At 71.0% G+C, this 25,739-nt stretch carries 28 protein-coding genes and 1 pseudogene; 17 read left to right on the top strand and 12 right to left on the bottom strand.

Annotation, left to right across the window (positions count from 1 at the left end; translation table 11 throughout):
- The first annotated feature begins 30 nt into the window (after window positions 1-30).
- Window positions 31-303 (top strand): DUF3099 domain-containing protein, encoded by a 273-nt coding sequence (locus tag ABD198_RS20385; protein ID WP_344003813.1) that lies wholly within the window; start codon window positions 31-33, stop codon window positions 301-303.
- 27 nt (window positions 304-330) lie between these two features.
- Here the strand turns inward: ABD198_RS20385 and ABD198_RS20380 are convergent, their stop codons facing one another.
- Entirely contained in the window at window positions 331-693 is a 363-nt protein-coding gene (locus ABD198_RS20380) for a DsrE family protein (RefSeq protein WP_344003810.1), read from the bottom strand.
- Window positions 694-946: 253 nt separating this feature from the next.
- Here ABD198_RS20380 and ABD198_RS20375 point away from each other — a divergent pair, with 253 nt between their 5' ends.
- The 3 genes from ABD198_RS20375 to ygfZ all read left to right on the top strand — a co-directional run bounded on the left by ABD198_RS20375 (window position 947) and on the right by ygfZ (window position 3,035).
- A complete protein-coding gene (locus tag ABD198_RS20375; RefSeq protein WP_344003807.1) occupies window positions 947-1,522 on the top strand; it encodes a heme-binding beta-barrel domain-containing protein in 576 nt (191 codons plus the stop codon).
- A gap of 99 nt (window positions 1,523-1,621) precedes the next feature.
- Window positions 1,622-2,059, top strand: a complete 438-nt coding sequence (locus tag ABD198_RS20370; RefSeq protein ID WP_344003804.1) for a Fur family transcriptional regulator — start codon at window positions 1,622-1,624, stop codon at window positions 2,057-2,059.
- 10 nt (window positions 2,060-2,069) lie between these two features.
- The gene (gene ygfZ / locus ABD198_RS20365) at window positions 2,070-3,035 is read left to right on the top strand and encodes a CAF17-like 4Fe-4S cluster assembly/insertion protein YgfZ (protein WP_344003802.1); all 966 of its coding nucleotides are present in this window, start codon (window positions 2,070-2,072) and stop codon (window positions 3,033-3,035) included.
- A gap of 45 nt (window positions 3,036-3,080) precedes the next feature.
- On the opposite strand, the gene dtd is transcribed toward ygfZ, so the two are convergent.
- A complete protein-coding gene (gene dtd, locus ABD198_RS20360; protein ID WP_344003799.1) occupies window positions 3,081-3,506 on the bottom strand; it encodes a D-aminoacyl-tRNA deacylase in 426 nt (141 codons plus the stop codon).
- Window positions 3,507-3,684: 178 nt separating this feature from the next.
- Between dtd and ABD198_RS20355 the strand changes: the two genes are divergently transcribed.
- From ABD198_RS20355 to ABD198_RS20345, 3 genes are all read left to right on the top strand, one after another.
- Window positions 3,685-4,317 (top strand): RsiG family protein, encoded by a 633-nt coding sequence (locus ABD198_RS20355; RefSeq protein ID WP_344003796.1) that lies wholly within the window; start codon window positions 3,685-3,687, stop codon window positions 4,315-4,317.
- Between the two features lie 89 nt (window positions 4,318-4,406).
- On the top strand, window positions 4,407-5,408 hold the full coding sequence (locus ABD198_RS20350; protein ID WP_344003793.1) for an asparaginase: 1,002 nt from the start codon (window positions 4,407-4,409) through the stop codon (window positions 5,406-5,408).
- Between the two features lie 152 nt (window positions 5,409-5,560).
- Window positions 5,561-6,817 (top strand): GNAT family N-acetyltransferase, encoded by a 1,257-nt coding sequence (locus ABD198_RS20345; protein ID WP_344003790.1) that lies wholly within the window; start codon window positions 5,561-5,563, stop codon window positions 6,815-6,817.
- A gap of 227 nt (window positions 6,818-7,044) precedes the next feature.
- Here the strand turns inward: ABD198_RS20345 and ABD198_RS20340 are convergent, their stop codons facing one another.
- Window positions 7,045-7,230, bottom strand: coding sequence for a hypothetical protein (locus ABD198_RS20340; RefSeq protein WP_344003787.1), 186 nt, complete (start codon window positions 7,228-7,230; stop codon window positions 7,045-7,047).
- Between the two features lie 174 nt (window positions 7,231-7,404).
- Here ABD198_RS20340 and ABD198_RS20335 point away from each other — a divergent pair, with 174 nt between their 5' ends.
- Complete coding sequence (locus ABD198_RS20335) at window positions 7,405-8,322, top strand: FadR/GntR family transcriptional regulator (protein ID WP_344003784.1); 918 nt, start codon at window positions 7,405-7,407, stop codon at window positions 8,320-8,322.
- Window positions 8,323-8,359: 37 nt separating this feature from the next.
- On the opposite strand, the gene ABD198_RS20330 is transcribed toward ABD198_RS20335, so the two are convergent.
- Complete coding sequence (locus tag ABD198_RS20330; protein ID WP_344003782.1) at window positions 8,360-8,548, bottom strand: hypothetical protein; 189 nt, start codon at window positions 8,546-8,548, stop codon at window positions 8,360-8,362.
- Window positions 8,549-8,744: 196 nt separating this feature from the next.
- Here ABD198_RS20330 and ABD198_RS20325 point away from each other — a divergent pair, with 196 nt between their 5' ends.
- The 4 genes from ABD198_RS20325 (at window position 8,745) to ABD198_RS20310 (ending at window position 14,124) form a co-directional block, all read left to right on the top strand.
- A complete protein-coding gene (locus ABD198_RS20325; protein WP_344003779.1) occupies window positions 8,745-9,650 on the top strand; it encodes a winged helix-turn-helix domain-containing protein in 906 nt (301 codons plus the stop codon).
- 29 nt (window positions 9,651-9,679) lie between these two features.
- On the top strand, window positions 9,680-10,399 hold the full coding sequence (locus tag ABD198_RS20320; RefSeq protein WP_344003776.1) for an HAD family hydrolase: 720 nt from the start codon (window positions 9,680-9,682) through the stop codon (window positions 10,397-10,399).
- 397 nt (window positions 10,400-10,796) lie between these two features.
- Complete coding sequence (locus ABD198_RS20315; RefSeq protein WP_344003773.1) at window positions 10,797-11,687, top strand: GntR family transcriptional regulator; 891 nt, start codon at window positions 10,797-10,799, stop codon at window positions 11,685-11,687.
- A gap of 256 nt (window positions 11,688-11,943) precedes the next feature.
- Window positions 11,944-14,124, top strand: a complete 2,181-nt coding sequence (locus ABD198_RS20310; RefSeq protein WP_344003771.1) for a phosphotransferase family protein — start codon at window positions 11,944-11,946, stop codon at window positions 14,122-14,124.
- Between the two features lie 183 nt (window positions 14,125-14,307).
- On the opposite strand, the gene ABD198_RS20305 is transcribed toward ABD198_RS20310, so the two are convergent.
- The 4 genes from ABD198_RS20305 to ABD198_RS20290 form a co-directional block, all read right to left on the bottom strand.
- Entirely contained in the window at window positions 14,308-14,820 is a 513-nt protein-coding gene (locus ABD198_RS20305) for a pyridoxamine 5'-phosphate oxidase family protein (protein ID WP_425580514.1), read from the bottom strand.
- Window positions 14,817-15,473, bottom strand: a complete 657-nt coding sequence (locus tag ABD198_RS20300; protein ID WP_344003768.1) for a glyoxalase — start codon at window positions 15,471-15,473, stop codon at window positions 14,817-14,819. The genes ABD198_RS20305 and ABD198_RS20300 overlap by 4 nt, the downstream gene beginning before the upstream one ends.
- A gap of 5 nt (window positions 15,474-15,478) precedes the next feature.
- Window positions 15,479-15,673 carry a hypothetical protein gene (locus ABD198_RS20295; RefSeq protein ID WP_344003765.1) on the bottom strand — a complete coding sequence of 65 codons (195 nt, stop codon included), beginning with the start codon at window positions 15,671-15,673 and terminating at the stop codon, window positions 15,479-15,481.
- Between the two features lie 94 nt (window positions 15,674-15,767).
- Window positions 15,768-16,178 (bottom strand): VOC family protein, encoded by a 411-nt coding sequence (locus tag ABD198_RS20290; RefSeq protein WP_344003762.1) that lies wholly within the window; start codon window positions 16,176-16,178, stop codon window positions 15,768-15,770.
- Between the two features lie 248 nt (window positions 16,179-16,426).
- On the opposite strand from ABD198_RS20290, the gene ABD198_RS20285 reads away from it, so the two are divergent.
- From ABD198_RS20285 to ABD198_RS20275, 3 genes are all read left to right on the top strand, one after another.
- Complete coding sequence (locus ABD198_RS20285) at window positions 16,427-16,918, top strand: helix-turn-helix domain-containing protein (protein WP_344003759.1); 492 nt, start codon at window positions 16,427-16,429, stop codon at window positions 16,916-16,918.
- A 79-nt stretch (window positions 16,919-16,997) separates the two neighbouring features.
- The gene (locus tag ABD198_RS20280; protein ID WP_344003756.1) at window positions 16,998-17,651 is read left to right on the top strand and encodes a hypothetical protein; all 654 of its coding nucleotides are present in this window, start codon (window positions 16,998-17,000) and stop codon (window positions 17,649-17,651) included.
- A gap of 224 nt (window positions 17,652-17,875) precedes the next feature.
- Window positions 17,876-18,205 (top strand): DUF2516 family protein, encoded by a 330-nt coding sequence (locus tag ABD198_RS20275; RefSeq protein WP_344003937.1) that lies wholly within the window; start codon window positions 17,876-17,878, stop codon window positions 18,203-18,205.
- 91 nt (window positions 18,206-18,296) lie between these two features.
- On the opposite strand, the gene ABD198_RS20270 is transcribed toward ABD198_RS20275, so the two are convergent.
- The 3 genes from ABD198_RS20270 to ABD198_RS20260 all read right to left on the bottom strand — a co-directional run bounded on the left by ABD198_RS20270 (window position 18,297) and on the right by ABD198_RS20260 (window position 22,422).
- Entirely contained in the window at window positions 18,297-19,706 is a 1,410-nt protein-coding gene (locus ABD198_RS20270; protein WP_344003753.1) for a PP2C family protein-serine/threonine phosphatase, read from the bottom strand.
- A gap of 331 nt (window positions 19,707-20,037) precedes the next feature.
- A complete protein-coding gene (locus ABD198_RS20265; protein WP_344003750.1) occupies window positions 20,038-21,159 on the bottom strand; it encodes a C40 family peptidase in 1,122 nt (373 codons plus the stop codon).
- A gap of 471 nt (window positions 21,160-21,630) precedes the next feature.
- Window positions 21,631-22,422 (bottom strand): class I SAM-dependent methyltransferase, encoded by a 792-nt coding sequence (locus tag ABD198_RS20260; RefSeq protein ID WP_344003747.1) that lies wholly within the window; start codon window positions 22,420-22,422, stop codon window positions 21,631-21,633.
- Between the two features lie 289 nt (window positions 22,423-22,711).
- On the opposite strand from ABD198_RS20260, the gene mshA reads away from it, so the two are divergent.
- The gene (mshA, locus tag ABD198_RS20255) at window positions 22,712-24,049 is read left to right on the top strand and encodes a D-inositol-3-phosphate glycosyltransferase (RefSeq protein ID WP_344003745.1); all 1,338 of its coding nucleotides are present in this window, start codon (window positions 22,712-22,714) and stop codon (window positions 24,047-24,049) included.
- Window positions 24,042-24,557 (top strand): annotated as a pseudogene (locus ABD198_RS20250) (type III secretion system chaperone family protein); the annotation flags it as partial. The gene mshA and the pseudogene ABD198_RS20250, both read left to right, overlap by 8 nt.
- Before the next feature lie 419 nt (window positions 24,558-24,976).
- On the opposite strand, the gene ABD198_RS20245 reads toward ABD198_RS20250, so the two are convergent.
- The gene (locus ABD198_RS20245; protein WP_344003742.1) at window positions 24,977-25,441 is read right to left on the bottom strand and encodes a hypothetical protein; all 465 of its coding nucleotides are present in this window, start codon (window positions 25,439-25,441) and stop codon (window positions 24,977-24,979) included.
- Between the last annotated feature and the right edge of the window lie 298 nt (window positions 25,442-25,739).

Genomic DNA, 25,739 nt, shown 5'->3' with positions numbered 1-25,739 from the left:
TCACGCAGGTGACGGGCATACGCTGGTCGTATGTACGCGCACCGGCGCCGCATCTACTTCGCCATGATGGGCACGTGCATCGCGCTGTTCGTCCTGGCCTGGGGCGTGGTGCGGCTGTGGTCCGTGCCCGTGGCCGTCGGCATGTGCGTGGTGGCCATGGTCATCCCGCCGCTCGCCGCGATGATCGCCAACCGGCGCGGCCCGGACGACCGCTGGTGGGACGACCCCTCCGGCGATCCGCAGTCCGACGAGTGGTGGGACGAGCTGGACGGCAAGAAGCGCCCCGGCGGCCCGCCTCCGTAACCGGGGCGGCCCTCCTGTGCACGAGCGTCAGTAGACGAGCGCCTGGGTGTCCTCCCCCATGGCCTCCTGCACGAAGACCTGGGCGCCCGCGATCCGCACGCCCTCGATGACGTCCTTCTCCGTGATCTCGCGGCGGGCGGCGCACTGCGTGCACAGGGTGACCCGCCCGGCCGCCAGCACGGACTCCAGCAGCTCCGGCAGCGGGGCGGCGTGCGGCAGCTCGAACTCGGCGGCCCGGCCCGGCAGGGCGAACCACGCGGACTCCCCGGTGAGCCACAGCGAGACGTCCACTCCACTGGCCGCGGCCACCGCCGCCACCGTGAACGCCTGCGAGCACCGTTCGGGGGCGTCGGCCCCGGCGGTCACCTTGATCACGACCTTCTTCGCCATGCCCGCATCGTATGCGGGCTTCCCAGCGCGCCGGGGGCGGAGCTACCTCACACCGAGGGCCGGATCCCGGGCGCGTAAGCTGGGGTCCGGCCCTGTGCACATCTTCCGCACCCCCGCTCAAGGAGCACCCCGTGGAACTCTTGTTCGAACTTCTGTTGGTCCTGGTTGCCGTCGGCGTGCTCGCCTTCGCCGGGCTGACCGTGAAGAAGCTGTACCAGGGCCAGCGCTGAAACGACGCTAGGAACTACTGCTCATGATCGAGATCCCGTCCGACCTGCACAAGGATCTTGTGCCGCTCGCCTTCCTGCTGGGCCACTGGACCGGCGCGGGCGTGCACGACTTCCCCGGCTCCGAGAAGTGCAATTTCGGGCAGGAGGTCGCCTTCACCCACGACGGCCGGGATTTCCTGGAGTACCGCTCGCACACCTGGGTGCTCGACAGCGAGGGCAACAAGGTCAGGCCGCTGGAGTCGGAGCACGGCTTCTGGCGGATCGACTCCGACCGCAAGGTCGAGGTGACGATGACCCGCGACGACGGCGTCATCGAGATCTGGTACGGGGAGCTCGCCGACAAGAAGCCGCAGATCGACCTGGTCACCGACGCGGTGGCGCGCACCGCCGGCTCCCGCCCCTACAGCGGCGGCAAGCGGCTGTACGGCTACGTCAAGAGCGACCTGATGTGGGTCGGCGAGAAGCAGACCCCCGAGGTCTCGCTGCGCCCCTACATGTCGGCGCACCTGAAGAAGGCCGTCACCCCGGAGGAGGTCGAGCGCTGGGCCAAGGCCCTGCCCGACGACATGCCGGACGACGGGATCGCCTTCTTCAAGTAGTTCCGGCATCGCTTCGAGTGGTTCCGGCACCGGTTCGGTCCCGTTCCGAGTGGTTCCGGCCCCGTAGGTTCCGCCGCCGCAACGCCTAGACTTTCCGGTGTGGTGAGCACCGACTGGAAGAGCGACCTCAGGCAGCGCGGCTACCGGCTGACGCCGCAGCGCCAGCTTGTCCTCGAAGCAGTGGACACCCTGGAGCACGCGACCCCCGACGACATCCTCGCGGAAGTGAGAAAGACGGCGTCGGGGGTCAACATTTCCACCGTCTACCGGACCCTGGAGCTCCTGGAGGAGCTGGGGCTGGTCAGTCATGCGCACCTGGGGCACGGTGCGCCGACCTACCACCTGGCCGACCGCCACCACCACATCCACCTGGTCTGCCGGGACTGCACCAGCGTGATCGAGGCGGACCTGTCGGTGGCCGACGAGTTCACCGCCAAGCTCCGGCAGGAGTTCGGCTTCGACACGGACATGAAGCACTTCGCGATCTTCGGCCGGTGCAAGGACTGCTCGCTCAAGCATTCACATACCGAGTCGTAGGCTTACGGATATGAAGAGCCCCCTGCTGACCCTGCCCGGCGCCGTCCCCGCCGAGGGCGTGGACGAAGGCGTGGCCGCCCACTACGGCGACCTGTTCCGTGAGCAGCGTGCCCTCGCCGACGGCACCGGCTTCGTCGATCTGTCCCACCGCGGGGTCGTCACCGTCTCCGGTCCGGAGCGGCTCGGCTGGCTGCACCTGCTGCTCACCCAGCACGTCGCCGAACTCCCTCCCCACCAGGCCACCGAGGCGCTGATCCTGTCCGCGCACGGCCACATCGAGCACGCCCTGTATCTGGTCGACGACGGGGAGACGGTCTGGGCGCATGTGGAGCCCGGCACCCAGGACGCGCTGATCGCGTACCTGGAGTCGATGAAGTTCTTCTACCGGGTCGAGATCGCCGACCGCACCGCCGACATCGCGGTGGTCCATCTGCCGGCCGGCTCGATCACCGAGGCGCCCGAGGGCGTGGTCGTACGGGAGACCCCGTACGGGCGTGATCTGTTCCTGCCCCGTGAGGACCTGGAGTCCTTCGCCCGGCAGGCCGGCCCGCCCGCCGGGATCCTCGCCCACGAGGCGCTGCGGGTCGAGGCGCACCGCCCGCGGCTCGGCTTCGAGACCGACCACCGCACCATCCCGCACGAGCTGGGCTGGATCGGCACCGCGGTGCATCTGCAGAAGGGCTGCTACCGCGGGCAGGAGACCGTCGCCCGGGTGCAGAACCTGGGCAAGCCGCCGCGCCGGCTGGTCTTCCTGCACCTGGACGGCAGCGAGGTCCATCTGCCGGCGCCGGGCACCGAGATCCGGCTCGCGGACGACGGCCCCGACGGCCGCAAGATCGGCTTCGTCACCACGTCCGTACGCCACCACGAGCTGGGCCCGGTGGCCCTCGCACTGGTCAAGCGGAACGTCCCGGTGGACGCCCGGCTGCTCGCCGGGGAGACGGCCGCGGCGCAGGAGACGGTCGTCGAGCCTTAGGGCAAACGACAGGCCGTAGCGCCCGCCTTCCGGATCTCCGGCGGTCTAGATCTCCAGCAGCACGGTGAACGGGCCGTCGTTGGTCAGGGACACCCGCATCTGCGCGCCGAAGCGGCCCGTGGCCACCGTCGCGCCCAGGGAGCGCAGCTGGGCCACCACCTCGTCGACCAGCGGCTCGGCCACATCGCCGGGGGCGGCGGCGTTCCAGGTGGGACGGCGCCCCTTGCGGGCGTCGCCGTAAAGAGTGAACTGGCTGATGACCAGCAGCGGGGCGTCGACGTCGCTGCACGACCGCTCGTCCTTGAGCATCCGGATCGTCCAGAGCTTGCGGGCGAGCTGCGCCGCCTTCTCCTTGGTGTCCTCGTGGGTCACGCCGACGAGGACACACAGGCCCTCGCCCTCGATCGCCCCGACCGTCTCGCCGTCCACGACGACGCTCGCGCCGTCCACCCTCTGCACCACTGCTCGCATACGACCATCATGCCGTTCGGCGAACAGGCTCCCGAGCGGGGTCGGGGCACCGCCCCGGTCGGGCTATTTTTACTCCTTAACCCCCATCTGGGGCTGATCGGGACCACTCGGTCACATAGCGACCACTTGGGGTGGCACGATGCTTGGCACACGCCGGTCGAGGGGACGGTAGAGGCACATGAGCACACCAGGTACCGGGCAGCCGCCTGGGGCTGTCTCGTTGACCCAGGGGAGCGCGGGCGAACGGGAGTTCCACCGCCCGCCCACCCAGCGCACGGACAGCCCCGAGCTGCCGCAGGAGCCGCCCGAGCACGATCTGAGCGTGCTCAGCCTGAGCGAGTTGCGCACGCTGCGCCGGGACGCCCAGCGCGACGAGGCGGACCTGAGCTACGTACGGAGGCTGCTGCAGGGCCGTATCGACATCCTCCGCGCGGAGCTGACCCGGCGGGCGCCGGTGGGCTCGGCGTCGGTGGCCGCACCGGCCGAGGCGTCCGTGGTCGAGCGGCTGCCGGAGATCCTGCGGGACACCCCGGCCCGGCAGCGCTCCTCCGCCCGCCATGTCACGCTCGGCACCCCACAGAGCGAGGAGTACCGGAGGCTGGCCGCCGACATGCTCGGCGAGGTCGAGCTGTCCGACCTGAGCGCCCGCACCGACGGGGAGCTGCGCGCGGCGATGGGCCGGCTGGTGCGGTACGAGCAGCAGGTGTCGCGGCGCCGGCAGCGGCTGCAGCGCACCGCCGACGACTGCAGCGCGGAGATCGCCCGCCGGTACCGTGAGGGAGAAGCGCAAGTCGACGACCTGCTCGTCTGAGCTCGTCCGAGGCGGGAGCCGGCCCGGCGATCCCGGGCTCCCCGCGACGGGCGGGCTCCGTCCGTTCGTCCTTCCGGAGGCCACCGCCGATGTCCGCATCCACGTCCCCCGCATCCGCCGGCTCCCAGCTGTCGATATCCGGCGCCGCCGCCGCACCGCCGGTGCTCGCCGAGGTCGTCCGCTCGGGGTTCGTGGAGGGGCGGCACCGGGGCAGCCTGGTGCTGCTGGACGCGGACGGTTCGGTGCGGCTGGCGCTCGGCGATGTGACGGCACCGGTGTTCCCGCGCTCCTGCAACAAGCCGATGCAGGCGGCCGGGATGCTCCGGGCGGGGCTCGACCTGCCGGGGGAGCGGCTGGCGCTGGCCGCGGCGAGCCACTCGGGCGAGAGCTTCCACCGCGACCTGGTCCGCAAGATGCTGGCCGAGCACGGGCTGGCCGAGGAGCAGTTGGGCTGCCCGCCGGACCTGCCACTGGACGCCGAGGAGCGGGAGACCTACCTCGCGGCGGGCGGCAGCCGCAGCCGGGTGGCCATGAACTGCTCCGGCAAGCACACCGCGATGCTGGCGGCCTGCGTGCAGCGGGGCTGGCCGGTGGACGGCTACCTCGACCCCGGCCACCCGCTGCAGCGGCTCATCCACAGGAGTGTGGAGGAGGCCGCGGGCGAGAAGGTGGCCGCCACCGGCACCGACGGCTGCGGCGCCCCGCTCCTGGCCATCAGCCTCACCGGACTCGCCCGCGCCTACCGCTCCTTCGTCCTCGCCGAACCCGGCACGCCGGAACGCCGGGTCGCCGACGCGATGCGCGCCCACCCCGAGTACGTCGCCGGCACCCGCCGCGCCGACACCCGGCTGATGCGGGAGATACCGGGCGCCCTGTCCAAGGTGGGCGCCGAGGCGGTCCAGGCGGCCGCCCTGCCGGACGGCCGCGCGCTGGCGTTCAAGGTGGAGGACGGGGCGGTACGGGCCCTGGGGCCGGTGCTGGCCCGGGCGCTGCGGCTGCTGGGCGTGGACGCCCCCGTGCTGGACCGGATCGGCCGGGCGCCCCTGCTGGGCGGCGGGCGTGAGGTGGGGGAGGTCCGGGCGGCGTTCTGAGCCGCGGTGATCCCCGAAGGGCCGGTGGGTCCGCCGGCTGCTCGGGGCCCGCCAGATGCTCCGGTCCCGTCGGCTGCTCCGGTCCCGCCGGCTGCTCCGGTCCCCCGTAAATCCGCGCGACACCGCCCGATTCCGCGACCTACCGTGAGCCCATGACCTCCCGCGCAGACATCGAAGTACGCCCCGTCGACGAGACCGGTTTCGCCGACTGGAACCGGGCCCTGAACACCGGGTTTCTGCGGGAGCCGCACAGCTCCGACGAGGTGATCGAGGCGCGCCGGAAGCGGTTCGCGTCCCACCGGCTGGTCGGCGCCTTCGACGCCGGACGGTGTGTGGCGACGTTCCGTTCGTTCCCGCAGGAGCTCACCGCGGTCGGCGGCCGGACGGTGCCGGCCGACGCGGTCTCCAGCGTCACCGTCTCCCCCACCCACCGCCGTCGCGGCCTGCTCAGCCGCATGATGGAGCAGGACCTGGCGGCGGCGAAGGAGCGCGGGGACGTGGTGGCCACCCTGATCGCCGCCGAGTACCCGATCTACGGCCGCTACGGCTTCGGCCCCGCCACCACCACGACCGAGTGGACGGTCGACGTGCCGCGCTCCGGGCTCGACGCCCGCTGGGCGGGCCCGGAGGACGGCGGCCGGGTCGACCTCCTCGACCCCGAGGACGTGCGCAAGCTGGGCCCGGAGCTGCACGACCGGCTGCGCCGCAGCCGGCCCGGCGTCATCGACCGGGACGAGCTGTGGTGGCAGCTGGACACCGGCGCGCTGCGGTTCCACGGCACGTGGACCGAGCCGTTCTACGCGGTGTACCGCTCGGCCTCCGGCGAGGTCGAGGGCATGGTCTCCTACACGGTGGACGATCACTGGGGTGACGCCAAGCAGCCGCTGAACACGGCGAGCGTGCGCTGGCTGATCGCGGTGAGCCCGGCCGCCGAGCGTGCTCTGTGGCACTACTTGTGCTCGATCGACTGGGTGGTGAAGGTCAAGAGCGGCGGCCGTGCCCCCGACGACCTGCTTCCGCTCTTCCTGCCGGACCCGCGAGCCGCCGCCGTCACCACGCAGGCGGACTGGCTGTGGGTGCGGATCCTGGATGTCGTACGGGCCCTGGAGGCGCGTACGTACGAGGCGGCCGGCTCGCTGGTGCTCGAGGTGACCGACGGCGGCGGGCTGACCGGGGGCCGGTACCGGCTGGAGGCGTCCGAGGACGGCGCGGGGTCGTGCACGCCCACCGATGCGAACGCCGATCTCAGCCTGGAGGTCGGCGAGTTGGCGGCACTGTGGCTCGGGGACGAGTCGGCGGTGCGGCTGGCGGCCGCGGGGCGGGTGCGGGAAGAACGAGCGGGCGCCGCCCGTCAGGCCGACGCCCTGCTGCGTACCTCCAGGCGACCGTGGTGCCCGGACGTGTTCTGAGCGCGGCTCGCGCGCTGAACGGCTCTGGCTCCTTCACTGCCTCCTTCCGACGACTGCGGGTGGGCGCTCATCCGTAGCGAGCTGTTCAGTTGTGTTTTTGGTTGTGGTTGTGGTTGTTGTGCGGTGGTGCCGACTGACCGGTCTCCCGGCTCCCCTCCGGAAGGGAGCCCGGCCAGACGTCTGTGGGTGTCCTCAGGCGGGCTGATGCCCTCAGCAGGGCTGATGCCTCAGCCGGGCTGGGCGAGCAGCATCACGAGGATGACCGCGCCGATGCCGCTGATCAGGGTGTTGCGGGCCTTGAGGCCCACCGCGAGGGCAACGAACGCGATGATGCCCATCGGGCCGTACTTCCACTCGATGAACTGCTCGAATCCGATGGCCAGGGCGGCGAGGGCGATGGCGACAAGCGGCATGGCGGTCCCCCTTGGACTCGGTGGTCCCAACCCGTCACCCTGATGGCCAACCGCTGAAAAGTTTGACCATGTTGCTGAAGTTGGTGACCAACTCTTCCATGGTTATCTCCACTTGGAAGCGACTCATAACCACCTCTCGCTGAACTGCCCAAAGATGGCGGGAAGTTGTAGTGTTTGGTTGTGGAGCCGGAACACGCCTCCGTCAATGGACGGAAGAGGCCACAGCGGCCACGGCGGACACACCGTGAGGTGGCCGAGGTGCTACGCGCCCGGATCAGGTCCGGAGTGCTGCGGGCCGGCGAGCGCATGCCCACGCAGGCCCGGCTGGCCGAGGAGTTCGGCGTCGAACGCGGTGTGGTGCGCCGTGCGCTGGGCATCCTGCACTCCGAGCAACTGCTCACCCAGGTCTCCAAGGGGGCGCCCGCGAAGGTCGCCGCCGACCCCGGCCGCGCGCTGACCGGCCCCGCCGCCCCGCCGGTGCCCACGATGGTGGGCCTCGCCCCGCGCATCGCCGCCGCCTTCGCGGCAGAGCAGGTGGAGGTCGACGCCGTCTGCCTCACCTCCATCTCCCTCAACCTCGCCCTCGGCGAACCGCTGCGCCAGATCCACGCCGGGCGGCTGAAACCGGCCAAGATCGACGTCCGGATCCTCCTGCCCAGCCGCAACATCGACCTCGCCTTTCCCGTCCCGGTGGACGGCCGGCACCGCGACGACACCGACACCGTGCACCGGCGCTGGCTGCTCCAGCGCAACGCCCAAGGCCAAGTGCTGAAGCACAACCTCCTCGCGCTGCGCGCCACCCACGGCGTCGATGTCCGGGTCAGCTTCCGTGCCCTGCCCTTCACCCCGCCGGTGAAGCTGTACCTGCTCAATGGCGCCGAGGCGCTGTTCGCGTACTACACGCTGTCGCGCCGGGAGGCGGAGATCGGCCAGGAACGGCTGGAGATGTACGACGCCGAGGGCATCCAGTCGCTGCTCTTCGCCTTCGAGCAGGGCGCCTCGCTGCGTGACACCACGTTCGTCGAGCAGTCGCACCTCTGGTTCAACGCACTGTGGGAGACCATCAGTTCGGAGCTGGCGCTCCTGAACTGACGTCTCCCACAGTTCCGGGACGTGCGGCGTTCTTGGCTCATAGGGCCGGCCTCGCCAGCAACAGGGCGAGCAGGACCGCTCCGGTGGAGCTGACGCCGGGGCTGTTGGCCTTGAGGCCTATGGTGAGCAGCAGCAGACCGATGATGCCGGTGACGCCGTACTTCCAGGCGACGAGCTGTTCGACGGTGATGACCAGGACGGCGGAGACGAGGGCGAGGACGGGCACGGGTTCCTCCTTCGGAGCCTTCGAAGGCCTTCGAAGACCCTCGGCGGTCTTCGGAAGCGTCTGTCAGCTTTCGGAAGCAAACCTTCCGCCAACTTCATGAAGTTGGTAGCCAACTTTCCCTAAGTTGTCCCCACTTGGCTGCTACTCATAAACAACTCGCAAACAACTCCCCATAGATGGATAGAAGTTGTAGCGTTTGGTCGTGACCCAGGAGAACGTCGCAGTGAACGGCAGCAGAAGGCTCTCGCCCCAGGAGATCGCCGACATCCTGCGCGAACGCATCCGCACCGGCGAGCTGAGGGCCGGCGACCGCCTGCCCACCCAGGCCGAGCTCGCCGAGGAGTTCGGCGTGGAGCGCGGCACCGTGCGCCAGGCGCTGCGCGCCCTCCAGCAGGACGGCCTGCTCAGCAACGTCAGCAAGGGAAGCCCGCCGCGGATCGCCGAACCGCCGCCGGCCCGCGAGGAGCCCCGGCCCACCATGGTCGCCCTGACCCCTCGGCTCTTGGAGGCCTTCTCCGCGCCCCACGTCCGGGTCGACGTCGTGTGCCACACGTCCGAGACCTTGATGCTGGCCCTGGGTGAACCTCTCCGCCTGATCCACGAGGGCCGCCTCCGGCCTGAGACGATCGATTTCCGGATACTTCTGCCGTCCCGCAAGATCAATCTCGCCTTCCCAGTGCTGGCCGAGCAGGACGCCGACGAGGACGGGGCCGGGCGGGACTCCGTACCCGACCCCGTGCACGAGCGGTGGCTGCAGATGCGCAACGCCCAGGCCCAGGTGCTGGAGCACAACCTGCGGGCTTTCCGCTCCACCCACGGCATCGACGTCCAGGTCCGCTTCCGCGCCCTGCCCTTCACCCCGCCCACCAAGCTCTACCTGCTCAACCAGAAGGAGGCGCTGCTCGGCTACTACATGCTGGTGCGCCGTGAGGAGGAGTGGGGCAGCCGGACCCTGGACATGTACGACGTGCTCGGCTCCAAGTCCCTGCTGTTCTCCTTCGTCAAGCAGGCCGGGCCGAGGGACGCGGCGTTCGTGGAGGAATCCCAGAAGTGGTTCGATGCCCTCTGGGAAACCATCACGTCGGACCTGACACTCTCCTAGTGACTTCTGAGACGACGCAGACTGATCCGGTGACGGCCGAGACCGAGAGGGAGCCGAACGCGCTGCAGGATCTGATCACGCGTGCGCGGGTCGTGCTGTGGGATTTCGACGGGCCGATCTGCCGCCTGTTCGCCGGGCACTCGGCGGAACGGGTGGCGCGGGACCTTGTCGAGTGGCTGGAGAGCAACGGGCTGCACGGTCTGCTCTCGGAGCGGGAACGCGAGTCCCTGGATCCCCACGTCGTCCTCCGTGCCGTCGACCGCCGTCACCCCGGCAGCGACCTGGTCGCGGAGCTCGAGGAGCGGCTGACCAAGGAGGAGCTGCTGGCGGCGAAGACGGCGTTTCCCACCGCCTGGGCCGACCCCCTCATCCGCACCTGGACCGCGCGGGGCGTCCGTCTGGCGATCACCACCAACAACTCACCGCGTGTCAGTCGCGCCTATCTCGAGGACCGGAACCTCCTCGCCTGCTTCGCCCCCCACATCTACGGCCGCACCCAGGAACTGCACCACCTCAAGCCCCACCCCCGCTGCATCACCCGAGCCCTCAACGCCATGGGCGTGGCCCCCGCCTCCGCGCTGATGATCGGTGACTCCCCCTCCGACCTTCAGGCCGCCCGCTCGGCCGGCGTCTCCTTCCTCGGCTACGCCCGCAACGACCGCAAGGACAAGCTGCTGCGGGACGCGGGGGCGGAGGTGGTGGTCAGGTCGTTGGAATCGGTCCTGAGTGTGGTGCGGGAATCGGGGTGAGGGTGCGGGGACCGGGGGCACGGTTCGTGACAAGATGCCCGTCGAGTCCCTAGGCCTGGATCATCAACCACGTGAACACCACGGCCGCGCCGACGGCCAGTCCGCTCCGGCGTAGTTGCACCGCTGCCCCGATCAGGAGCAGAAGCACCACACCGAGTGTGCCGAGTCTTGTCTCCGCGAGCGTGCTCAGACATAACCCGCCGATCCGGCTGAGCAAAGGCATGTCCACCAACTCCCGTCCAGTTCCGGGGAGACGCCCAACTGGCGGTCCAATTGGACTGGATCCCGTGAAGTTTGTCTGCCCGGCCTGATTGATCCCTTAACCAACCGGCCGATTTGCGCGGGCAGTTGGTGCGCAGCCCGTTTGCCTCCGGCGTTTGAGCGGTAGGTTCCAGTCGTGGAGGGCCAGGAGGCCGGCGAGGGCGCCGGCAAGGGTTTCCGTGCTATCGCCGACGAACTGCGCGGGCGGATAGCCGACGGGCTGTACCCCCTGCGCAGCTTTCTGCCGTCACAGCGGGACCTCGCCGAGGAGCTCGGGATCTCCCGCGACACCGTGCAGCGAGCCCTGCGGGAACTGAGCGACGAGGGATGGATCGAGTCCAGGCAGGGCAGCGGCTCTCGCGTGATCAAGGTTCAGCGCATCCAGTCGACGGTCGCCAAGGCCACCCGGTTGAGCCGTGGCGTGACGCTGGACCTGTTCATAAGCGAGGCCTTCGAGGCGCCCGAAGTCGCCCTGGACGTCTACACGTTGACCTCGGAGTCGCTCAGTGCCCACATCGGTCTGCAGGCCCAGCGCATCCGGCGGGGTTCCATCTCTCCCGAGCGCATCACGCTGCGAATGCTGCTGCCGGACGCCTCACTGCCGCTGCCGTACCCCCGTGCCAAGGAGGACCGCAGTGACACCCGCCCGCTTGAACGCCTGCGCGCCATCACCGAGCTGCACACCACCTCGCTCCAGACGGCGTTGAACGACCTCCGTACGGAGAAGCTCGTCCCGTCGGTCGAGGTGCACATTCGTCACGTCCCGCTGCCGCCGGCCTTCAAGCTGTACCTCCTCAACGGCATGGAGGCCCTGCACGGCATGTACGAGGTGGTGGAACGTCCCATGCAGCTCGAGGGCGGCGAGGTGGTCACGGCCCTCGACGTCATCGGTCTCGGTTCGACCTTGACCCATCACGTGAAGGACCAGGATCCGCAATCCTCAGGGTCCGTATTCGTCGAGAGCATGCGGCTGTGGTTCGACTCCGTGTGGGAGCGGCTCGCCAGCGAGCGTGAGCCGGGCAAGTGACCGTAGCCCGCATGGAGCAAGGGATGCCCAGGAGGCGCTGGGGACCCCAGTTGAGTGCTGTACCATCTGCGCACCGATGAGCTTCCGCATGCTTCTGTTCGTATAGAGGTTTACCCAGCCGGACCCGAACGGGCTTGCGTAGTCTTCACGCGGACGGGTGAATAAGGCATGCCCGATGCGACCAGGCCGACATGCGTGCCCGGCCCGGCGTGCATACCGTCGACAGTGACTCTTCTCGTCCCTCCCGGAGCGGCCCGTGGGCGCACCACCTATTCCCCGACCGGACGTCGGGGAACGCGCCGCCACCGGCGCCGACTACCGTGCGCTCGTCCGGCACGCGATCGAGCAGGGGGTGGCGAGCAACGGCCACCACAACCGCAACTATGTCGTGGCCCTGCCCGAACGGGAGGCCCGGCTGCTGGGGCGGGAGCCGGGCACATCGGTGACGGTGCGGTTGCGCCGCACCGAGGCACTCCCCGTGGTGATCAGGACCTGGCCGGACGAGGCCGAGATCCTGCGCTCGATCAAAGGCGTGCTGCCGCACGCACCGGAGTGCCTGGTCAAGGGTGATTCCTTCGCGATCCACAGCTACGTCGAAGGGGTCCCCCTGTCGAGTGTGTGCGGCAACGGCAAGCCCGTGGACACGCTGCTCATCAAGGCGCTCGCCCGGTTGCTGGCACAGATGACCCAGGTGCGGCGGGGCGCGCTGCCGCCGCTTCCGCGGCGGTGGCCCAGCAACGACACCGACAGCCAGGGGTTTCTGCGAACGCTGGCGCACCTCGCCGACCGGCAGATCAGGCAGCCCAATTGGGCTGCGTTCGGTGGACTGTTCGCGGCACTGGGCATTCCCGAGGACGCTCTGATCGAGTTCGCCGCCTGCGTACCCGCGATGACCAGGCGGCCCTACAGCCTGCTCCACGCCGACCTCCACCGTGACAACCTGATCGTCTCGTACGCCGGGGACCCACCACTGATCTGCGTCGACTGGGAGCTGGCCACATACGGCGATCCGTTGCACGATCTCGCGACCCATCTGGTGAGGATGCAGTACCCGCTCGACCAGCGTCCCGAGGTGGTCGAGGCGTGGGCGGAGGCGATGCAGCGCGTTCGTCCGGCCGCCGTCAACGGCCTCAGCAAGGACCTGCGGCACTACCTGGCCTTCGAGCGAGCGCAGTCCGTCTTCCCGGACGTGATGAGGGCGGCGCGGTCGCTGGAGGTGTCGTACACCCAGAAGACCATGGAAGAAGCCACGGCCGAGGTGAGCCGAGCGCTGGAGGCGGCGGCCGGCCCGCTGAGGCTGCGGAACGTGCCGGGAGAGAAGGAGATCGAGGGGGCTCTCTTCCGTTGGCTGGCCTCCCGGTCGGGGCGTCACGGCGGGCGTCTGGCCGTGGGAGCCCTTGCCTGGCAGCCGGATCGTCGCCTCCCCCTGCCCGATGACTTCTCCGAGGACGCCGTGCGGGAGGCTCTCGCGCTGGAGGGCGCGGCCCCGGCCGGGCGCGTGTTCAAGGGGACCGCGCACCTCAACACCGTGCTGCGGGTGCCGGGCTTCGAGGTCCCTGTCGTCATCCGGCGCAAACTGCCGGAGGCCAGCCGCCGCGAGTGGAGCTTCCTCAGCGAACACGCCGTCCTGCGCGCCATCGAGGAAACACCGGTCTCCGTGGCTGCCCCCCGGGCACTGGCGCTCGGGGTGAGTTTCCCCGACGACCACTTCGCCATCCACACCTATGTGGGGGCCGACATCGACCGGCCGCCGAAGCATCCGGTGTACGGCCTGCTGCCTCACGAGGCGGACGGACTGGTCGACCAACTGTGCGCCCTGACGAAAGTGGACTACAGGCAGCTCGATCCCGTCGCGGGCGAGCGAGGCTTCTACTCCTGGCTGACGGACCAGTTCGTCACTCTGGTGGCGGACCTGCCCAAGAAGTCCCAGCAGCTGGCACGGCATCTGGGGCTGCCGGACGCCGCGCGCCTGCGCCAGATCCTGTCCCGCCATCGGGTCAGTCACCGCGAACCGTCGCTGCTGCACGGCGACCTCAACCCGTGGAACCTGGTCCGCCGTGACGACGCCCTGGCGCTGACCATCATCGACTGGGAGATGGCCCTGGTCGGCGACCCGCTGTACGACCTCGTCCGCCACATGCACCTCACCCCCACCCGGCCCGAGATCCGCGACCGCATGTTCCGCCGGTGGGAGCGCCGGCTGCCTCCCGAGTACACCCGCGACTGGCGCAAGGACTGGCAGCTCTACCGCTCACTGGAGATCGTCCGCTCCGCCTATGTCGACCTCGACCGCATCGTCACGGGTGCAGGCATGGACGCCCCGAACGTCCAGCGCGCGGTGGACTCCTACGCCGTGACCCTGGCCGTGGCCACCGGCTTCCTCGGCCTCCCGGTCCGCTCGACGGTGAACCCCTATCTCGCACGGGCTCTGGCGTGAGAAAAGGGTGAGATCGTCGCCGGTGAGGACGTCTCCGCCTCCGGCTGCACCGGCTGTACGTGGTGCTGACGCGGGCGGTGTCGCGGCTGGAGGTGGTGGCGGCGCGTCCGTTGCCGTTCTGACGTCGTCTCTGTCGTCGCGCCCCGGTCGCTGTGATGTCGTTGCCGCCGTCACTGCGGACGGTCAGTCGAGCCAGTTGCCGTCGCGCATCAGGGTGCGGCCGGGGAGTTCGTCGGCCTCGCGCCAGGCCTGGATGCGGTGGGGGCGGAGGCGGAAGTACTGGTAGGGGGTGTCGAGGGTGCGCGGGTCGAAGCCGGTGCGGGCGGCGAAGGCGTCGGCGGCCTCGGAGCCCAGTTCGTCGAGGTCCACCGGCTCGGCGGTGGCGTCGACGATGACGACGTCGCGGGTGGGGCCGAGGCTGAGGCGGGCCCGGTGGTCGGCGAGGAGGTTGCGGCTGGTCACCGAGGTGCGCGGGGTGGAGATGAGGAAGGTGCTGCCGTCCCAGTGGCAGGAGAGCGGGATCAGGTGGGGGCCGCCGCCGGAGGGGTCAGCGGTCGCGACCCAGAGGTCGACCTCGCTCTCCAGCTTGGCGCGGGTGTCCCGCAGACGCTGCGCACGGTCGCGCGGGGCGGCGGGCGCCGAAGCATCCGTGCTCGCTGGCTCGGCGGGCTTCGTCGTCGCGTCGGCCGGGGTCACCTCCTTCCGATCCCTTCCGTGATCTGCGCGAGTGTCGGCGCCGAGGCGGACTCCTCCCACACGAACCCGTCCGGGTCGGTGAAGGAGCCGAGGTCGCCGTTCACGGCGAGGCAGTGGGAGCCGCTGCCCTCGGGGGAGACGCCGGCGACCTTGGCGAGCCCGCGGCGCTTGTAGAGGGCCAGCTTGACCGGGGCGGAGCCGGTGGCGAACTCCACGTACCTGCTGCCGAAGCCCTTGGCGACGCTGAGCCCGCGCTCGACGTAGAAGCGCTTGCTCGCCGGGACGTCCTCGACGCCGAGCAGCAGCACCAGCTCGTCGAAGGTGCGCGTCGCCGGGCCGGTGTCCTTCTTCGACGAGGACGCGAGCTGCCAGATCGTCCCGTCGGGGGCCTGCACGACGCCGCCGTAGCCCCACAGCGACTTGGCGGCGGGCTTCAGCGCGGTGGCCCCGGCGGTGATCGCGGCGTCGAAGAAGGCGTTGACGTCGGCCGGCTGGGAGACGACGAGGGACAGCGTGAACCCGCGGAAGCCGGAGGTGGGGGCCTGGGCGGTACGGAGCCGGAGCTGCGAGTCCAGGCCGAAGGCGGTGGTGTAGAAGCGGTGGGCGGCCTCGGTGTCGGCCACCTCGAGGGTGAGGGATTCGATGGTCGTCATGGCTCTCACGCTAGGGGTGACGGGTGGGCGGAGCTTCTTGATTCCTGACCGGTCCGGTCGGGGCCGGTCATGGCCGGGCGGGGCCGGGCTGGGGGTGGGCTGGGGGTGCCTTGACCGGTCGTGGCCTGGTCGGTGGTGGTGTCCTGGCCGGTCTCGGCGAGGGCCGCGGTGCGGGCGCGTCGCCACTCGGGCTGGCACATGCGTGACTCCTGCGGATGACGGAGGGACGCCGCCGCCCGCCCGCGGGCGCGGGCAGGGGCGGGGGCGGGCGAGGGGTGCGATGTACCGGGGGGCTCAGCGGACTTCCTGGATGCGGACCATGTTGCCCGCGGGGTCGCGGAAGGCGCAGTCGCGTACGCCGTACGGCTGATCCATGGGTTCCTGGACCACTTCCACGTCGTGGGACTGCACCTTCTCGAACGTCTCGTCGAGGTTCGCCGTGGCCAGCATGATCCAGCCGTAGGTGCCCTTGGCCATCATTTCGCGGATGGTGCGGCGCTCGTCCTCGGTGATGCCGGGGTCGGCGTCCGGCGGGGCCAGCAGGATCGACGTGCCGGGCTGCTGGGGCGGGCCGACGACGATCCAGCGCATCTTGTCCTTGCCGACGTCGCTGCGCACCTCGAAGCCGAGAACGTCCCGGTAGAAGGCGAGGGAGGCCTCCGGGTCGTCGTGCGGGAGAACGGTGGTGTGAATCGTGATGTCCATGTCGGTCAGGCTAGGCAGCCCCCACCGGCGCCGCTTCTCGATTCCTGACCGACCTGGCCAAGCGAGGACGCAGAACTCGTGGCCCTCCGGGTCGGTGAGGCACGTCCACGGCACGTCGCCCTGGCCACGACAGGCAGGACGGGGGCAGGGCGGCCGGCGCCCGGTGTCACGACCCCCGCCCGACCGGATAGCGCACTCTTGCAAGCAGGGTGCTTGCAAAAGTTAGCGATGCGCGGCAAGGTGGAGGCATGGCATCGCTCAACGTCGGCAATCTCGGTGAGTACCTGCGCGAGCAGCGGCGCAATGCGCAGTTGTCGCTGCGGCAGCTCGCCGATGCCGCCGGCGTGTCCAATCCGTATCTGAGCCAGATCGAGCGCGGGCTGCGCAAGCCGAGCGCGGAGGTGCTGCAGCAGGTCGCCAAGGCGCTGCGGATCTCCGCCGAGACGCTGTACGTCCGCGCCGGGATCCTGGACGCCGAGCGGGACCGGGACGAGGTCGAGACACGTGCTGTGATCCTCGCCGACCCGAGCCTGACCGAGCGTCAGAAGCAGGTGCTCCTGCAGATCTACGAGTCGTTCCGCAAGGAGAACGGCTTCGGGGACTCCGGGGCCGGTGAGGTGACGGAGACGGCGGCGGAGCTCCTAGCGGAGGGTGACTCCTCCACCAGCAAGGGCGGCACGTCCGCCGGACGCCGCGACCGCGGCGGCAGCGACAGCGATCCGCAGCAGACGGCCGGCTGAGCCGGTCCAGGGCACCGGCCGCCCGCCGCGGATCACCACGAACCCTCAGCCGAAAACGATATCCGGGAGGACCATCACCATGGCCATCACCGACGACCTGCGCAAGACCTTCAGCGACCCGAAGCCGCTCTACTTCGCCGCCGGCACCGCCGACCTGGCTCTGCAGCAGGCCAAGAAGGTGCCGGCCCTGGTGGAGCAGCTGCGCACCGAGGCCCCGGCCCGGCTCGAGGCCGTGCGCAAGACCGACCCGAAGGTGGTCCAGGAGAAGGCGACCACCCGGGTGAAGGAGACCCAGGAGACCCTCCAGGCCAAGATCCAGGAGATTCTGGGCTCCCTCGACACCGACCTGAAGAAGCTCGGTGAGACCGCCCAGGACCTCGCCCTGCGCGGCGTGGGCGTGGCCGCCGAGTACGCGGTGAAGGCGCGCGAGACCTACGAGAAGGTCGCCGAGCACGGCGAGCAGGCCGTGAAGACCTGGCGCGGCGAGGCCGCGGAGAACATCGAGGACATCGCCGTGGCCGTCGAGCCCAAGGCGGAGCCGAAGACCGAGGCCAAGCCCGAGGTCAAGGAGGAGGCGAAGCCGGAGGCCAAGGCCGAGGTGAAGAGCGAGGCGAAGGACGAGGCCAAGCCCGCCGCGACCGAGGTCAACGGCGACGCGAAGAAGCCGGCCACCAAGAAGGCCCCGGCGCGCAAGAGCACGGCCGCGAAGAGGACCACTCCGCCGGCCAAGTGACGATCACGGGTCCATGACGACAACGGGTTCGTCACGACGACGGGCTCATGACGACAACGGGCTCATGACGACAACGGGCTCATGACGACCGACAACGGGCTCATGACGGGCGACGGGCCGGGCACTCTCGCGGTGCCCGGCCCGTTCTCCGGGTAGCCGGCCGGCGCTTGCGGGTACGGTGACCGAGTAAGGACGAGCGGACTCGGGTGGTGGATGTTGTGCTGATGCAGGGCTTCGCGGGGTTGATGTGGCTGCTGAGCATGGCCCTGATGGTTTTCAGCGGCTTCGCGCTGATCGACGCGGCCACTCGGCGTGAGGACGCCTACCGGGCGGCCGACAAGCAGACCAAGCCGTTCTGGCTGATCATCCTGGGGCTCGCCTTCGTGGTGAACCTGATCTTCCCGATCCTGTCGCTCCTGCCGATCATCGGCCTGATCGCGATCATCGTCTACATGGTCGACGTGCGCCCGGCCCTCCGCGGCCTGCCCGGCGGCGGCCGCAGGACCAGGGGCTCCAGCAGCGACGGCCCCTACGGGCCGTACAACGGCCGCTGACCGCAGCCGCGGCGCCGCGGCGCTCCACCAGAGGGGGGATGAGTCGCTCCAGGGGAGCATCAGGCTTTCAGGGGGTGTCCGCCACCAGGTTTCAGGGGGTGTCCGCCCGGTCCAGCAGCAGCACCGCCACGTCATCGGTCAGCTCGCCCCCGTTGAGCTCCCTGACCTCGTTCACCGCGGCCTGGAGCAGCCGCTCGCCGCGCAGACCGGAGGCGATCTGCCGGCGCACCATCTCGACCATGCCGTCCTGGCCGAGCCGCTCACCGCTGTCGCCGACGCGGCCCTCGATCAGCCCGTCGGTGTAGAGCATCAGGCTCCACTCGGAGCCCAGCTCCACCTGCATCCGCGGCCAGCGAGCGCCCGGCAGCAGTCCGAGAGCTGGGCCGTTGTCGTCGTAGGGGAGCAGCTGCGCGGGGAGGCCCGGCCGGGCCAGCAGCGGGGAGGGGTGGCCGGCCAGGCACAGGCCGGCCCGGCGCCCGTCCGGCTCGATGTCCACCGTGCACAGGGTCGCGAAGATCTCGTCGTTCGTCCGCTCGTGCTCCAGCACCTGCTGCAGCGTCCCCAGCAGCTCGTCGCCACACAGGCCGGCGAGCGTCAGCGCCCGCCAGGCGATCCGCAGCTCCACGCCGAGGGCGGCCTCGTCGGGGCCGTGCCCGCAGACGTCACCGATCATGGCGTGCACGGTGCCGTCCGAGGTGCGCACCACGTCGTAGAAGTCGCCGCCGAGCAGGGCGCGGGAGCGGCCGGGGCGGTAGCGCGCGGCGAAGCGCAGCGAGGAGCCCTCCAGCAGCGGCGTCGGCAGCAGACCGCGCTCCAGGCGGCGGTTCTCCTGGGCGCGCACCCGGCCCTCGGCCAGCCGCCGCTCCGCGGAGTCGGAGCGCTTGCGCTCCACCGCGTAGCGGATGGCGCGGCTGAGCAGCCGGCCGTCCAGTTCGTCGCGGAAGAGGTAGTCCTGGGCGCCCACGCGCACCGCCTCCGCGCCGCGCTCCGCGTCGCCGGACGCGGTCAGCGCCAGCACGGCGTGCCGGGGCGCGAGCTGCAGCACGTGCTTGAGCACGGCGAGCTCGTCGTGGTCGTCCGCGTCACCGCTGCCGTCGGCGGGGGTGTCGGTGTTCCTGGTCCGGCCCGGTGCGGGCAGCGCGAGGTCCAGCAGGATGCAGTGCACGTCGTCGGTCAGCAGCCGCTCGGCCTCGGTGAGGTTGCGGGCGGTGCGGACCCGGATCGGCTTGCCGGCCTGGTCGAGCAGGTCCGGCACGATCGGGGACCCTGCCGGGTCGTCCTCGATCAGCAGCAGTGTGAGGTTGGTGTGGGCGGTCGTCTCGGCCCTCCCCGGCGTGGTCCTGGCCTGGTCCGTGATGCTCCCGGCCGGGCCTGCCGTGCGCGGGGCGCCTGCCTGGGCCTCCACGGAGACCTGGGTGGTTCCGCCGTTGTGGGAAGCGGCGTGCGCCTGACCGCCTTCCGCGGCCGGGATCGCTCTCTGCCGCGGTACGGGTACGGGCATTGTTCCGGGTTCCTTCCCTCCCCCCGAGGGCATGGCGGGGGCGAGGGATCGCGGCCCTTCCCCGGGGCGTACGCCGCGACTGCGTGTCGTACGGGCCAGGGGATGCCCCTTCGAACGGGGACCATAGCGGGTGTCACCACCGCAACGGAATGGTGCGAGGCACGCCGCCTGGCCACCGGCCATTGTCATATGCCGCGTTTGCTACCGCAGTTGGACAGGCCGGAGACGCGCCGAGGATGACGAACGTCACGTCCCCGCCGGGTTTGGGAGCGTGATCGCCGTGCACTGTGTCACGTGGCCCATGTCACCAGGGCGTTGGGCGGTCGGTCGGTCAGTCGGCGTCCGGCCGGACCACGCCGAGGACCGGCATCGAGCCGGCCCCGGCGAGCGTCACCGTCCGCCCCGGGCGCGGAGCGTGGACAATCGTCCCGTTCCCGACATACATCCCCACATGACTCGCGTCGTCGAAGTAGATGATGAGGTCGCCGGGCCGCATCTGACGGATGTCCACGTGCTCAAGCTGCTTCCACTGCTCCTGCGAGGTGCGCGGGATGCCCCGCCCCGCCGACAGCCAGGCCTGTGAGGTGAGTCCGGAGCAGTCGTACGCCTTCGGGCCCTCGGCGCCCCATTTGTAGGGCTTGCCGATCTGGGCGGTGGCGTAGGCGACGGCCTTCTTGCCCTGCGCGGTGGCCTCGCCCTTGATGTCGTCCAGGATGCCGGAACTCAGCCAGGCGCTCTGGGCCCGCTCGGCGGCCTGCTCCTCGAGCCGGGCCAGGCGTTCGCGCTCCTCCTTCTCCAGCGTGGACTCGAGCTTCTCCGCCGCCGCGATCTGCTTCTCGATCTTCTTCTGCGCCTTGGCCTTGGCCTTGCGGCCCGCCTCCAGCTTGCGCCAGCGCGCCTGGGCGTCCCCGGCGTACCGCTCCAAGTCCTCCTGGGTGCGGGTCATTTCGCCGAGCAGGCCCTTGGCGGCGTGCTGGCCCTGGCGCACCCGGTCGGTGCCCTCGAGGAACTCCTGCGGATCGTCGCTCAGCATCAGATGCGCCTCGGGCGGCAGCCCGCCGCCGCGGTACTGGGCGGCCGCGGCCGCGCCCGCGCGCTTCTTCAGCTCCTCGAGCTTCTCCTCGCCCTTGACGATCTTCTTGGCCAGCCGGACGATCTCGGCGTTCTGCTTCTTCGCCTTCTCCTCGGCGGCGTTGTACTCCTCGGTGGCGCGGGCCGCGGCGCGGTAGAGGCGGGCGAGCTTCTTGCGCACGGCCTCGAGTTCGGCGTTGGTGACCGGGGTGTCCGCCGACGCGTTCGCCGACGCGTTCGCCGACCCGCTCGCGGACGGGCTTGCGGTGGCGCTCGGGGACGGGCCGGGGTCCGCGAACGCCGTGCCCGGCGCCGCCAGTACGGTGATCGCGCAGACCACGCCGATCGCCGCGGTGAGCAAGCTGCCCTTGCCCGTCCTCATGCCCTCAGTCCCCCAAACTGATTAACCGTCAGTAACTTCTGGTCGCCGGGGGGATGCTGCCACGGGGATGCGTCCCGCGTACAGAGGACGCCCTGTCCGGCCCTGCGCTCCGGACCGACTCTCCGGCTCCGCTGCCCGTACCTGCCCGCCTGTTCGCCTGTCGCACACCCGTGAGCGGTGATCGCCCCGCGGGTGTGACGAACGACTCACAGAGATCGTTCCCGCCATTCACCCGCAGGTGTGCGGCGCTTGCTGCCGATGGGTGTTGCCTGTGGGTGCCGTTCGCAGGTGTCACGCACGTTGCCGACCGGGCGGACCGGGCGGACCGGGCGGACTGGGCGGTCCGGGCAGGTCTGGCGCGCGGAGCCTCATGTGCGCGGAGTCCGACGCGCGCGCAACCTCACGCCTGCGGAGCGTTCGCGCAACCTCACACCCGCGGAGCGTTCGCGCACCCGCACGCCCCCGGAGCATTCACGCGCACGGCGCCAGCGCATCCCAGCGCACCGTGACCTCCCCCTGGCGCCACCGCACCGGCCGGTCCGTCACCGGCCAGTCGGCCGACAGGTCGTGCACCGCGCGGATCCAGCGCTGGCGGGCGCCGTAGGAGGCGTAGGGCGCGGCGGCGGCCCAGGCGCGGTCGAAGTCGCGCAGGAAGTCGTGCACGGGCTCGCCCGGGACGTTGCGGTGGATGAGCGCCTTCGGCAGGCGTTCCGCCAGGTCGGAGGGGCGGTCGAGGGAGGCGAGCCGGGTCGCGAAGGTGACCGTGCGCGGTCCCTCCGGGCCGAGGGCGACCCACACGTGCCGGCGTCCGATCTCGTCGCAGGTTCCCTCGACGAGCAGCCCGCCGCGGGAGCCCGTCGCCGGATCGGCGGGCGCGAGCCGGGCGCACAGGCGCTGCCACACGCCGGCCACCTCGGACTCGTCGTACTGGCGCAGCACATTCGCCGCCCGGACCAGCACCGGCCGGCCGGAGACGGGGATCTCGAAGCCGCCGTGCCGGAAGCGCAGCCCTTCGCGTTCGTACGGCAGGGCCGCCGCGACCCGGGCCGGTTCGATCTCCACGCCCACCACACGGGTGCGTGGGGCCGCCCCGCGCAGCCGGTGCAGCAGCTCGACCGCCGTCCAGGGGGCCGCGCCGTAGCCGAGGTCGACGGCGACCGGATCGGCGGCGCGGCGCAGCTCGGCGCCGTGCGTGGCCACGATCCAGCGGTCCATGCGGCGCAGCCGGTTGGGGCTGGTGGTCCCCCGCGTCACATTCCCCACGACGGGGGCCCTCCCGCGCGACCGGAGCCGGGCGTGGGGGAGGGGAAGGGCGCGGGCTGTCATACGTACGAGGGTATGGGGGTACGCGGACCGGGCGGAGCGCCCGCCCTCTGCCTCCGGCGCTACGCACCCCGATCTCGAACGGTTGAGCGATGACCGGTAATGATTCGGCAAAGAAGCGTTCCGTGGTGGCTGCACGGAAATGGGACGGAGCCCTTCCGCTGTTCACCCACCGGAGGAGCCGTGCCCCCTCCGCAGCCAGGCCTGCCCGCAGCGAGGAGGAACGCCCGTGAGCCAGTACATCGCCAGGCTCGGCAGGCGTTCCCCCACCGCCCACCCCCGGCTGCGCCTGCACCGCAGGCCGCGCCGGGTGGCGATGCTCTCGGTGCACACCTCACCGCTGCACCAGCCCGGCACCGGCGACGCCGGTGGCATGAACGTCTACATCGTGGAACTCGCGCAGCGCCTCGCCGCCATCAACATCGAGGTCGAGATCTTCACCCGCGCCACCGCCGCCGCCCTCCCGCCCACCGTGGAACTCGCCCCCGGCGTCCTCGTCCGGCACGTCGACGCCGGCCCCTACGAGGGCCTCGCCAAGGAGGACCTGCCCGCCCAGCTGTGCGCCTTCACCCACGGCGTCATGCAGGCCTGGGCCGGCCACCGCCCCGGCCACTACGACCTGGTCCACTCCCACTACTGGCTCTCCGGCCACGTCGGCTGGCTCGCCGCCCAGCGCTGGGGCGTGCCCCTGGTGCACGCCATGCACACCATGGCCAAGGTCAAGAACGCCAACCTGGCCGACGGCGACACCCCCGAGCCCGCCGCCCGCGTCATCGGCGAGACCCAGATCGTCGCCGCCGCCGACCGGCTGATCGCCAACACCGACGAGGAGGCCGGCGAACTCGTCCACCACTACGGCGCCGACCCCGCCAAGGTCGCCGTCGTCCACCCCGGCGTGAACCTCGCCCGCTTCCGCCCCGCCGACGGCCGCGCCGCCGCCCGCGCCCGCCTCGGCCTGCCCCAGGACGCGCTGATCCCGCTCTTCGCGGGCCGCATCCAGCCCCTCAAGGCCCCCGACGTGCTGCTCCGCGCGGTCGCCGCGCTGCTCGCCGAGCGCCCCGGACTGCGCGCCCGGCTGTGCGTGCCCGTGGTCGGCGGCCCCAGCGGCAGCGGCCTCGCCAAGCCGGAAGGGCTGCAGAAGCTGGCCGCCCGCCTGGGGATCGCCGACGTGGTGCGCTTCCAACCGCCGGTCGGCCAGGACCAGCTCGCGGACTGGTTCCGCGCCGCCTCCGTGCTGGTCATGCCCTCCTACAGCGAGTCCTTCGGCCTGGTCGCCATAGAGGCCCAGGCCACCGGAACACCGGTGCTCGCCGCCGCCGTCGGCGGCCTGCCGGTCGCCGTGCGGGACGGAGAGACCGGCTTTCTGATCCAGGGCCACGACCCGGCCGCCTACGCCCGCGTCCTGCGCCGGTTCGCCGACGCCCCCCAGCTGTCCTCCCGCATGGGCGCCGCGGCCGCCCGGCACGCCCAGTCCTTCGGCTGGGACAGGGCCGCCGCCGCCACCGCCGACGTGTACACGGCCGCGACCCACGCGCACCGCCGTCACGTACGCTCGCACCATGGCTGACGATCAGAAGGACGCTCAGAAGGACGACCAGAGAGCGGCGCAGGTGATCGAGGCGGCCCTGAAGGACGCCGGCCTCGAATGGGAGAGCACGGCTCCCGGCTCCTTCGTGGTGACCCTCCCCGGCACCCGCAAGCTGTCCACGACGGTCTCCCTCATCGTCGGACGCCACTCGCTGTCGCTGAACGCCTTCGTCATCCGCCACCCCGACGAGAACGAGTCCGGCGTCCACCGCTGGCTGCTGGAGCGCAACCTCAAGCTCTACGGCGTCAGTTACGCCGTGGACCAGATGGGCGACGTGTACGTCACCGCCAGGCTGCCGCTGGCCGCGGTCACCGCCGAGGAGATCGACCGCCTGCTCGGCCAGGTCCTGGAGGCGGCCGACGGCGCCTTCAACACCCTGCTGGAGCTGGGCTTCGCCACCGCCATCCGCAAGGAGTACGAGTGGCGGGTCTCCCGCGGCGAGCCGACCCGCAACCTGGAGGCCTTCGCCCACCTCACCCGGCGCTCGGACGCCACCGCTCCCGAGGACGGCACCGCACCCGAGGACGCCAGCGCCCCTGGGGACGCCAGCGCCCCTGAGGACGCCACCGCCCCCGAGGACGGCACCGCACCCGAGGACGCCAGCGCCCCTGGGGACGCCAGCGCCCCCGAGGACGGCACCGCTCCCGAGGACGCCAGCGCCCCCGCGGGCGATAACGCCCCGGAGTGACCCCCACCAGCCTGCGGAAGTGCCGGGTGAGATGGAGGTGGCGGTGGCGGCCGGCTTCTACGACCAGGCGCATCTCACCCTGCTCCGCGCGGTCGCCGTGCTGCTCGCCGAGCGTCCCGGACTGCGCGCCCGGCTGTGCGTGCCCGTGGTCGGCGGCCCCAGCGGCAGCGGCCTCGCCAAGCCGTGCCCCTGGGGCCTGCCACGCAGCTGCTCCTGGCTCACCCCGGCGCCGGCTCACGCTGCAACAGCTCCACGAACTCCCGCAGTTCCGCCGAGTACCAGGAGAGCCGGCGGCCGAACTGCTCCCGGATGGGGGGACTCGACCGGTACATGGACCGCACGAGCGATTCCCAGGCGGCCCGGTTCCGCGGGCTCACGTTGTGCCACTGCTCCGCGATCTCCTGGAAGTAGATGCAGTAGAGCTCCGCGAGCGAGGCGATCCGGCTGGCGTCGGGGTGACCGGGCGGGACCGGCATGTTGTCGAAGAAGAAGGGGCGCAGATGGGGGTGCTCGATGAGGATCAGCTTGATCTGGACCCCGATGTCGTAAGTGGCCCGACGGGCGGACGCCCGGAGCCCTTCAGCGAGGTGACGCAGCTGCACGATCAGCGCGGCAAGACCGATGAGCGCGGCCGTACTTCCCACGGCCGTGGCGACGGCTTCCACCTCGTCCGTCCACTGCACAGTGCATCGCCCCCCCGTGTGCGCCGTCGCCGTCGCGCAGCACGCTTCTTGACTGCTCTTGACCGAGGACAACCATCCGTGATCCCGGCGCATCCAAGATCGCAGCTCAGCGTTCGTCCCCCAGGACGCTTTCCAGGACCACGGAGAATCATGTCCTCCTCACGCACCGCACTCGCCGCGGCCGCGGCCCTCGTGACGGCCCTCTGCTCGCCGCTCCTCCTCGCAGGGCGATTGCAAAGTCGCGGTGACGTCGTGAGTGTGCAGGTCACGGCGGTGTGACGATATCGGAAGGCCCGCG

The organism is Streptomyces thermocarboxydovorans, assembly GCF_039524635.1.
GTDB classification, from domain to species: Bacteria; Actinomycetota; Actinomycetes; order Streptomycetales; family Streptomycetaceae; genus Streptomyces; species Streptomyces thermocarboxydovorans.
The sequence above is the reverse complement of the archived record's forward strand: the minus strand, read 5'-3'. Positions and strand labels throughout refer to the sequence as shown.

Excerpts from the sequence above, each read along its gene's own strand:
- ABD198_RS20345 (WP_344003790.1), top strand. The coding sequence starts at position 5,561 with ATGACCTCCCGCGCAGACATCGAAGTACGCCCCGTCGACGAGACCGGT.
- ABD198_RS20375 (WP_344003807.1), top strand. The coding sequence starts at position 947 with ATGATCGAGATCCCGTCCGACCTGCACAAGGATCTTGTGCCGCTCGCC.
- dtd (WP_344003799.1), bottom strand. The coding sequence starts at position 3,506 with ATGCGAGCAGTGGTGCAGAGGGTGGACGGCGCGAGCGTCGTCGTGGAC.
- ygfZ (WP_344003802.1), top strand. The coding sequence starts at position 2,070 with ATGAAGAGCCCCCTGCTGACCCTGCCCGGCGCCGTCCCCGCCGAGGGC.
- ABD198_RS20265 (WP_344003750.1), bottom strand. The coding sequence starts at position 21,159 with ATGAGGACGGGCAAGGGCAGCTTGCTCACCGCGGCGATCGGCGTGGTC.
- ABD198_RS20295 (WP_344003765.1), bottom strand. The coding sequence starts at position 15,673 with ATGTGCCAGCCCGAGTGGCGACGCGCCCGCACCGCGGCCCTCGCCGAG.
- ABD198_RS20275 (WP_344003937.1), top strand. The coding sequence starts at position 17,876 with ATGCAGGGCTTCGCGGGGTTGATGTGGCTGCTGAGCATGGCCCTGATG.
- ABD198_RS20340 (WP_344003787.1), bottom strand. The coding sequence starts at position 7,230 with ATGCCGCTTGTCGCCATCGCCCTCGCCGCCCTGGCCATCGGATTCGAG.
- ABD198_RS20355 (WP_344003796.1), top strand. The coding sequence starts at position 3,685 with ATGAGCACACCAGGTACCGGGCAGCCGCCTGGGGCTGTCTCGTTGACC.
- ABD198_RS20380 (WP_344003810.1), bottom strand. The coding sequence starts at position 693 with ATGGCGAAGAAGGTCGTGATCAAGGTGACCGCCGGGGCCGACGCCCCC.
- ABD198_RS20300 (WP_344003768.1), bottom strand. The coding sequence starts at position 15,473 with ATGACGACCATCGAATCCCTCACCCTCGAGGTGGCCGACACCGAGGCC.
- ABD198_RS20280 (WP_344003756.1), top strand. The coding sequence starts at position 16,998 with ATGGCCATCACCGACGACCTGCGCAAGACCTTCAGCGACCCGAAGCCG.
- ABD198_RS20350 (WP_344003793.1), top strand. The coding sequence starts at position 4,407 with ATGTCCGCATCCACGTCCCCCGCATCCGCCGGCTCCCAGCTGTCGATA.
- ABD198_RS20385 (WP_344003813.1), top strand. The coding sequence starts at position 31 with ATGTACGCGCACCGGCGCCGCATCTACTTCGCCATGATGGGCACGTGC.
- ABD198_RS20270 (WP_344003753.1), bottom strand. The coding sequence starts at position 19,706 with ATGCCCGTACCCGTACCGCGGCAGAGAGCGATCCCGGCCGCGGAAGGC.
- ABD198_RS20285 (WP_344003759.1), top strand. The coding sequence starts at position 16,427 with ATGGCATCGCTCAACGTCGGCAATCTCGGTGAGTACCTGCGCGAGCAG.
- ABD198_RS20290 (WP_344003762.1), bottom strand. The coding sequence starts at position 16,178 with ATGGACATCACGATTCACACCACCGTTCTCCCGCACGACGACCCGGAG.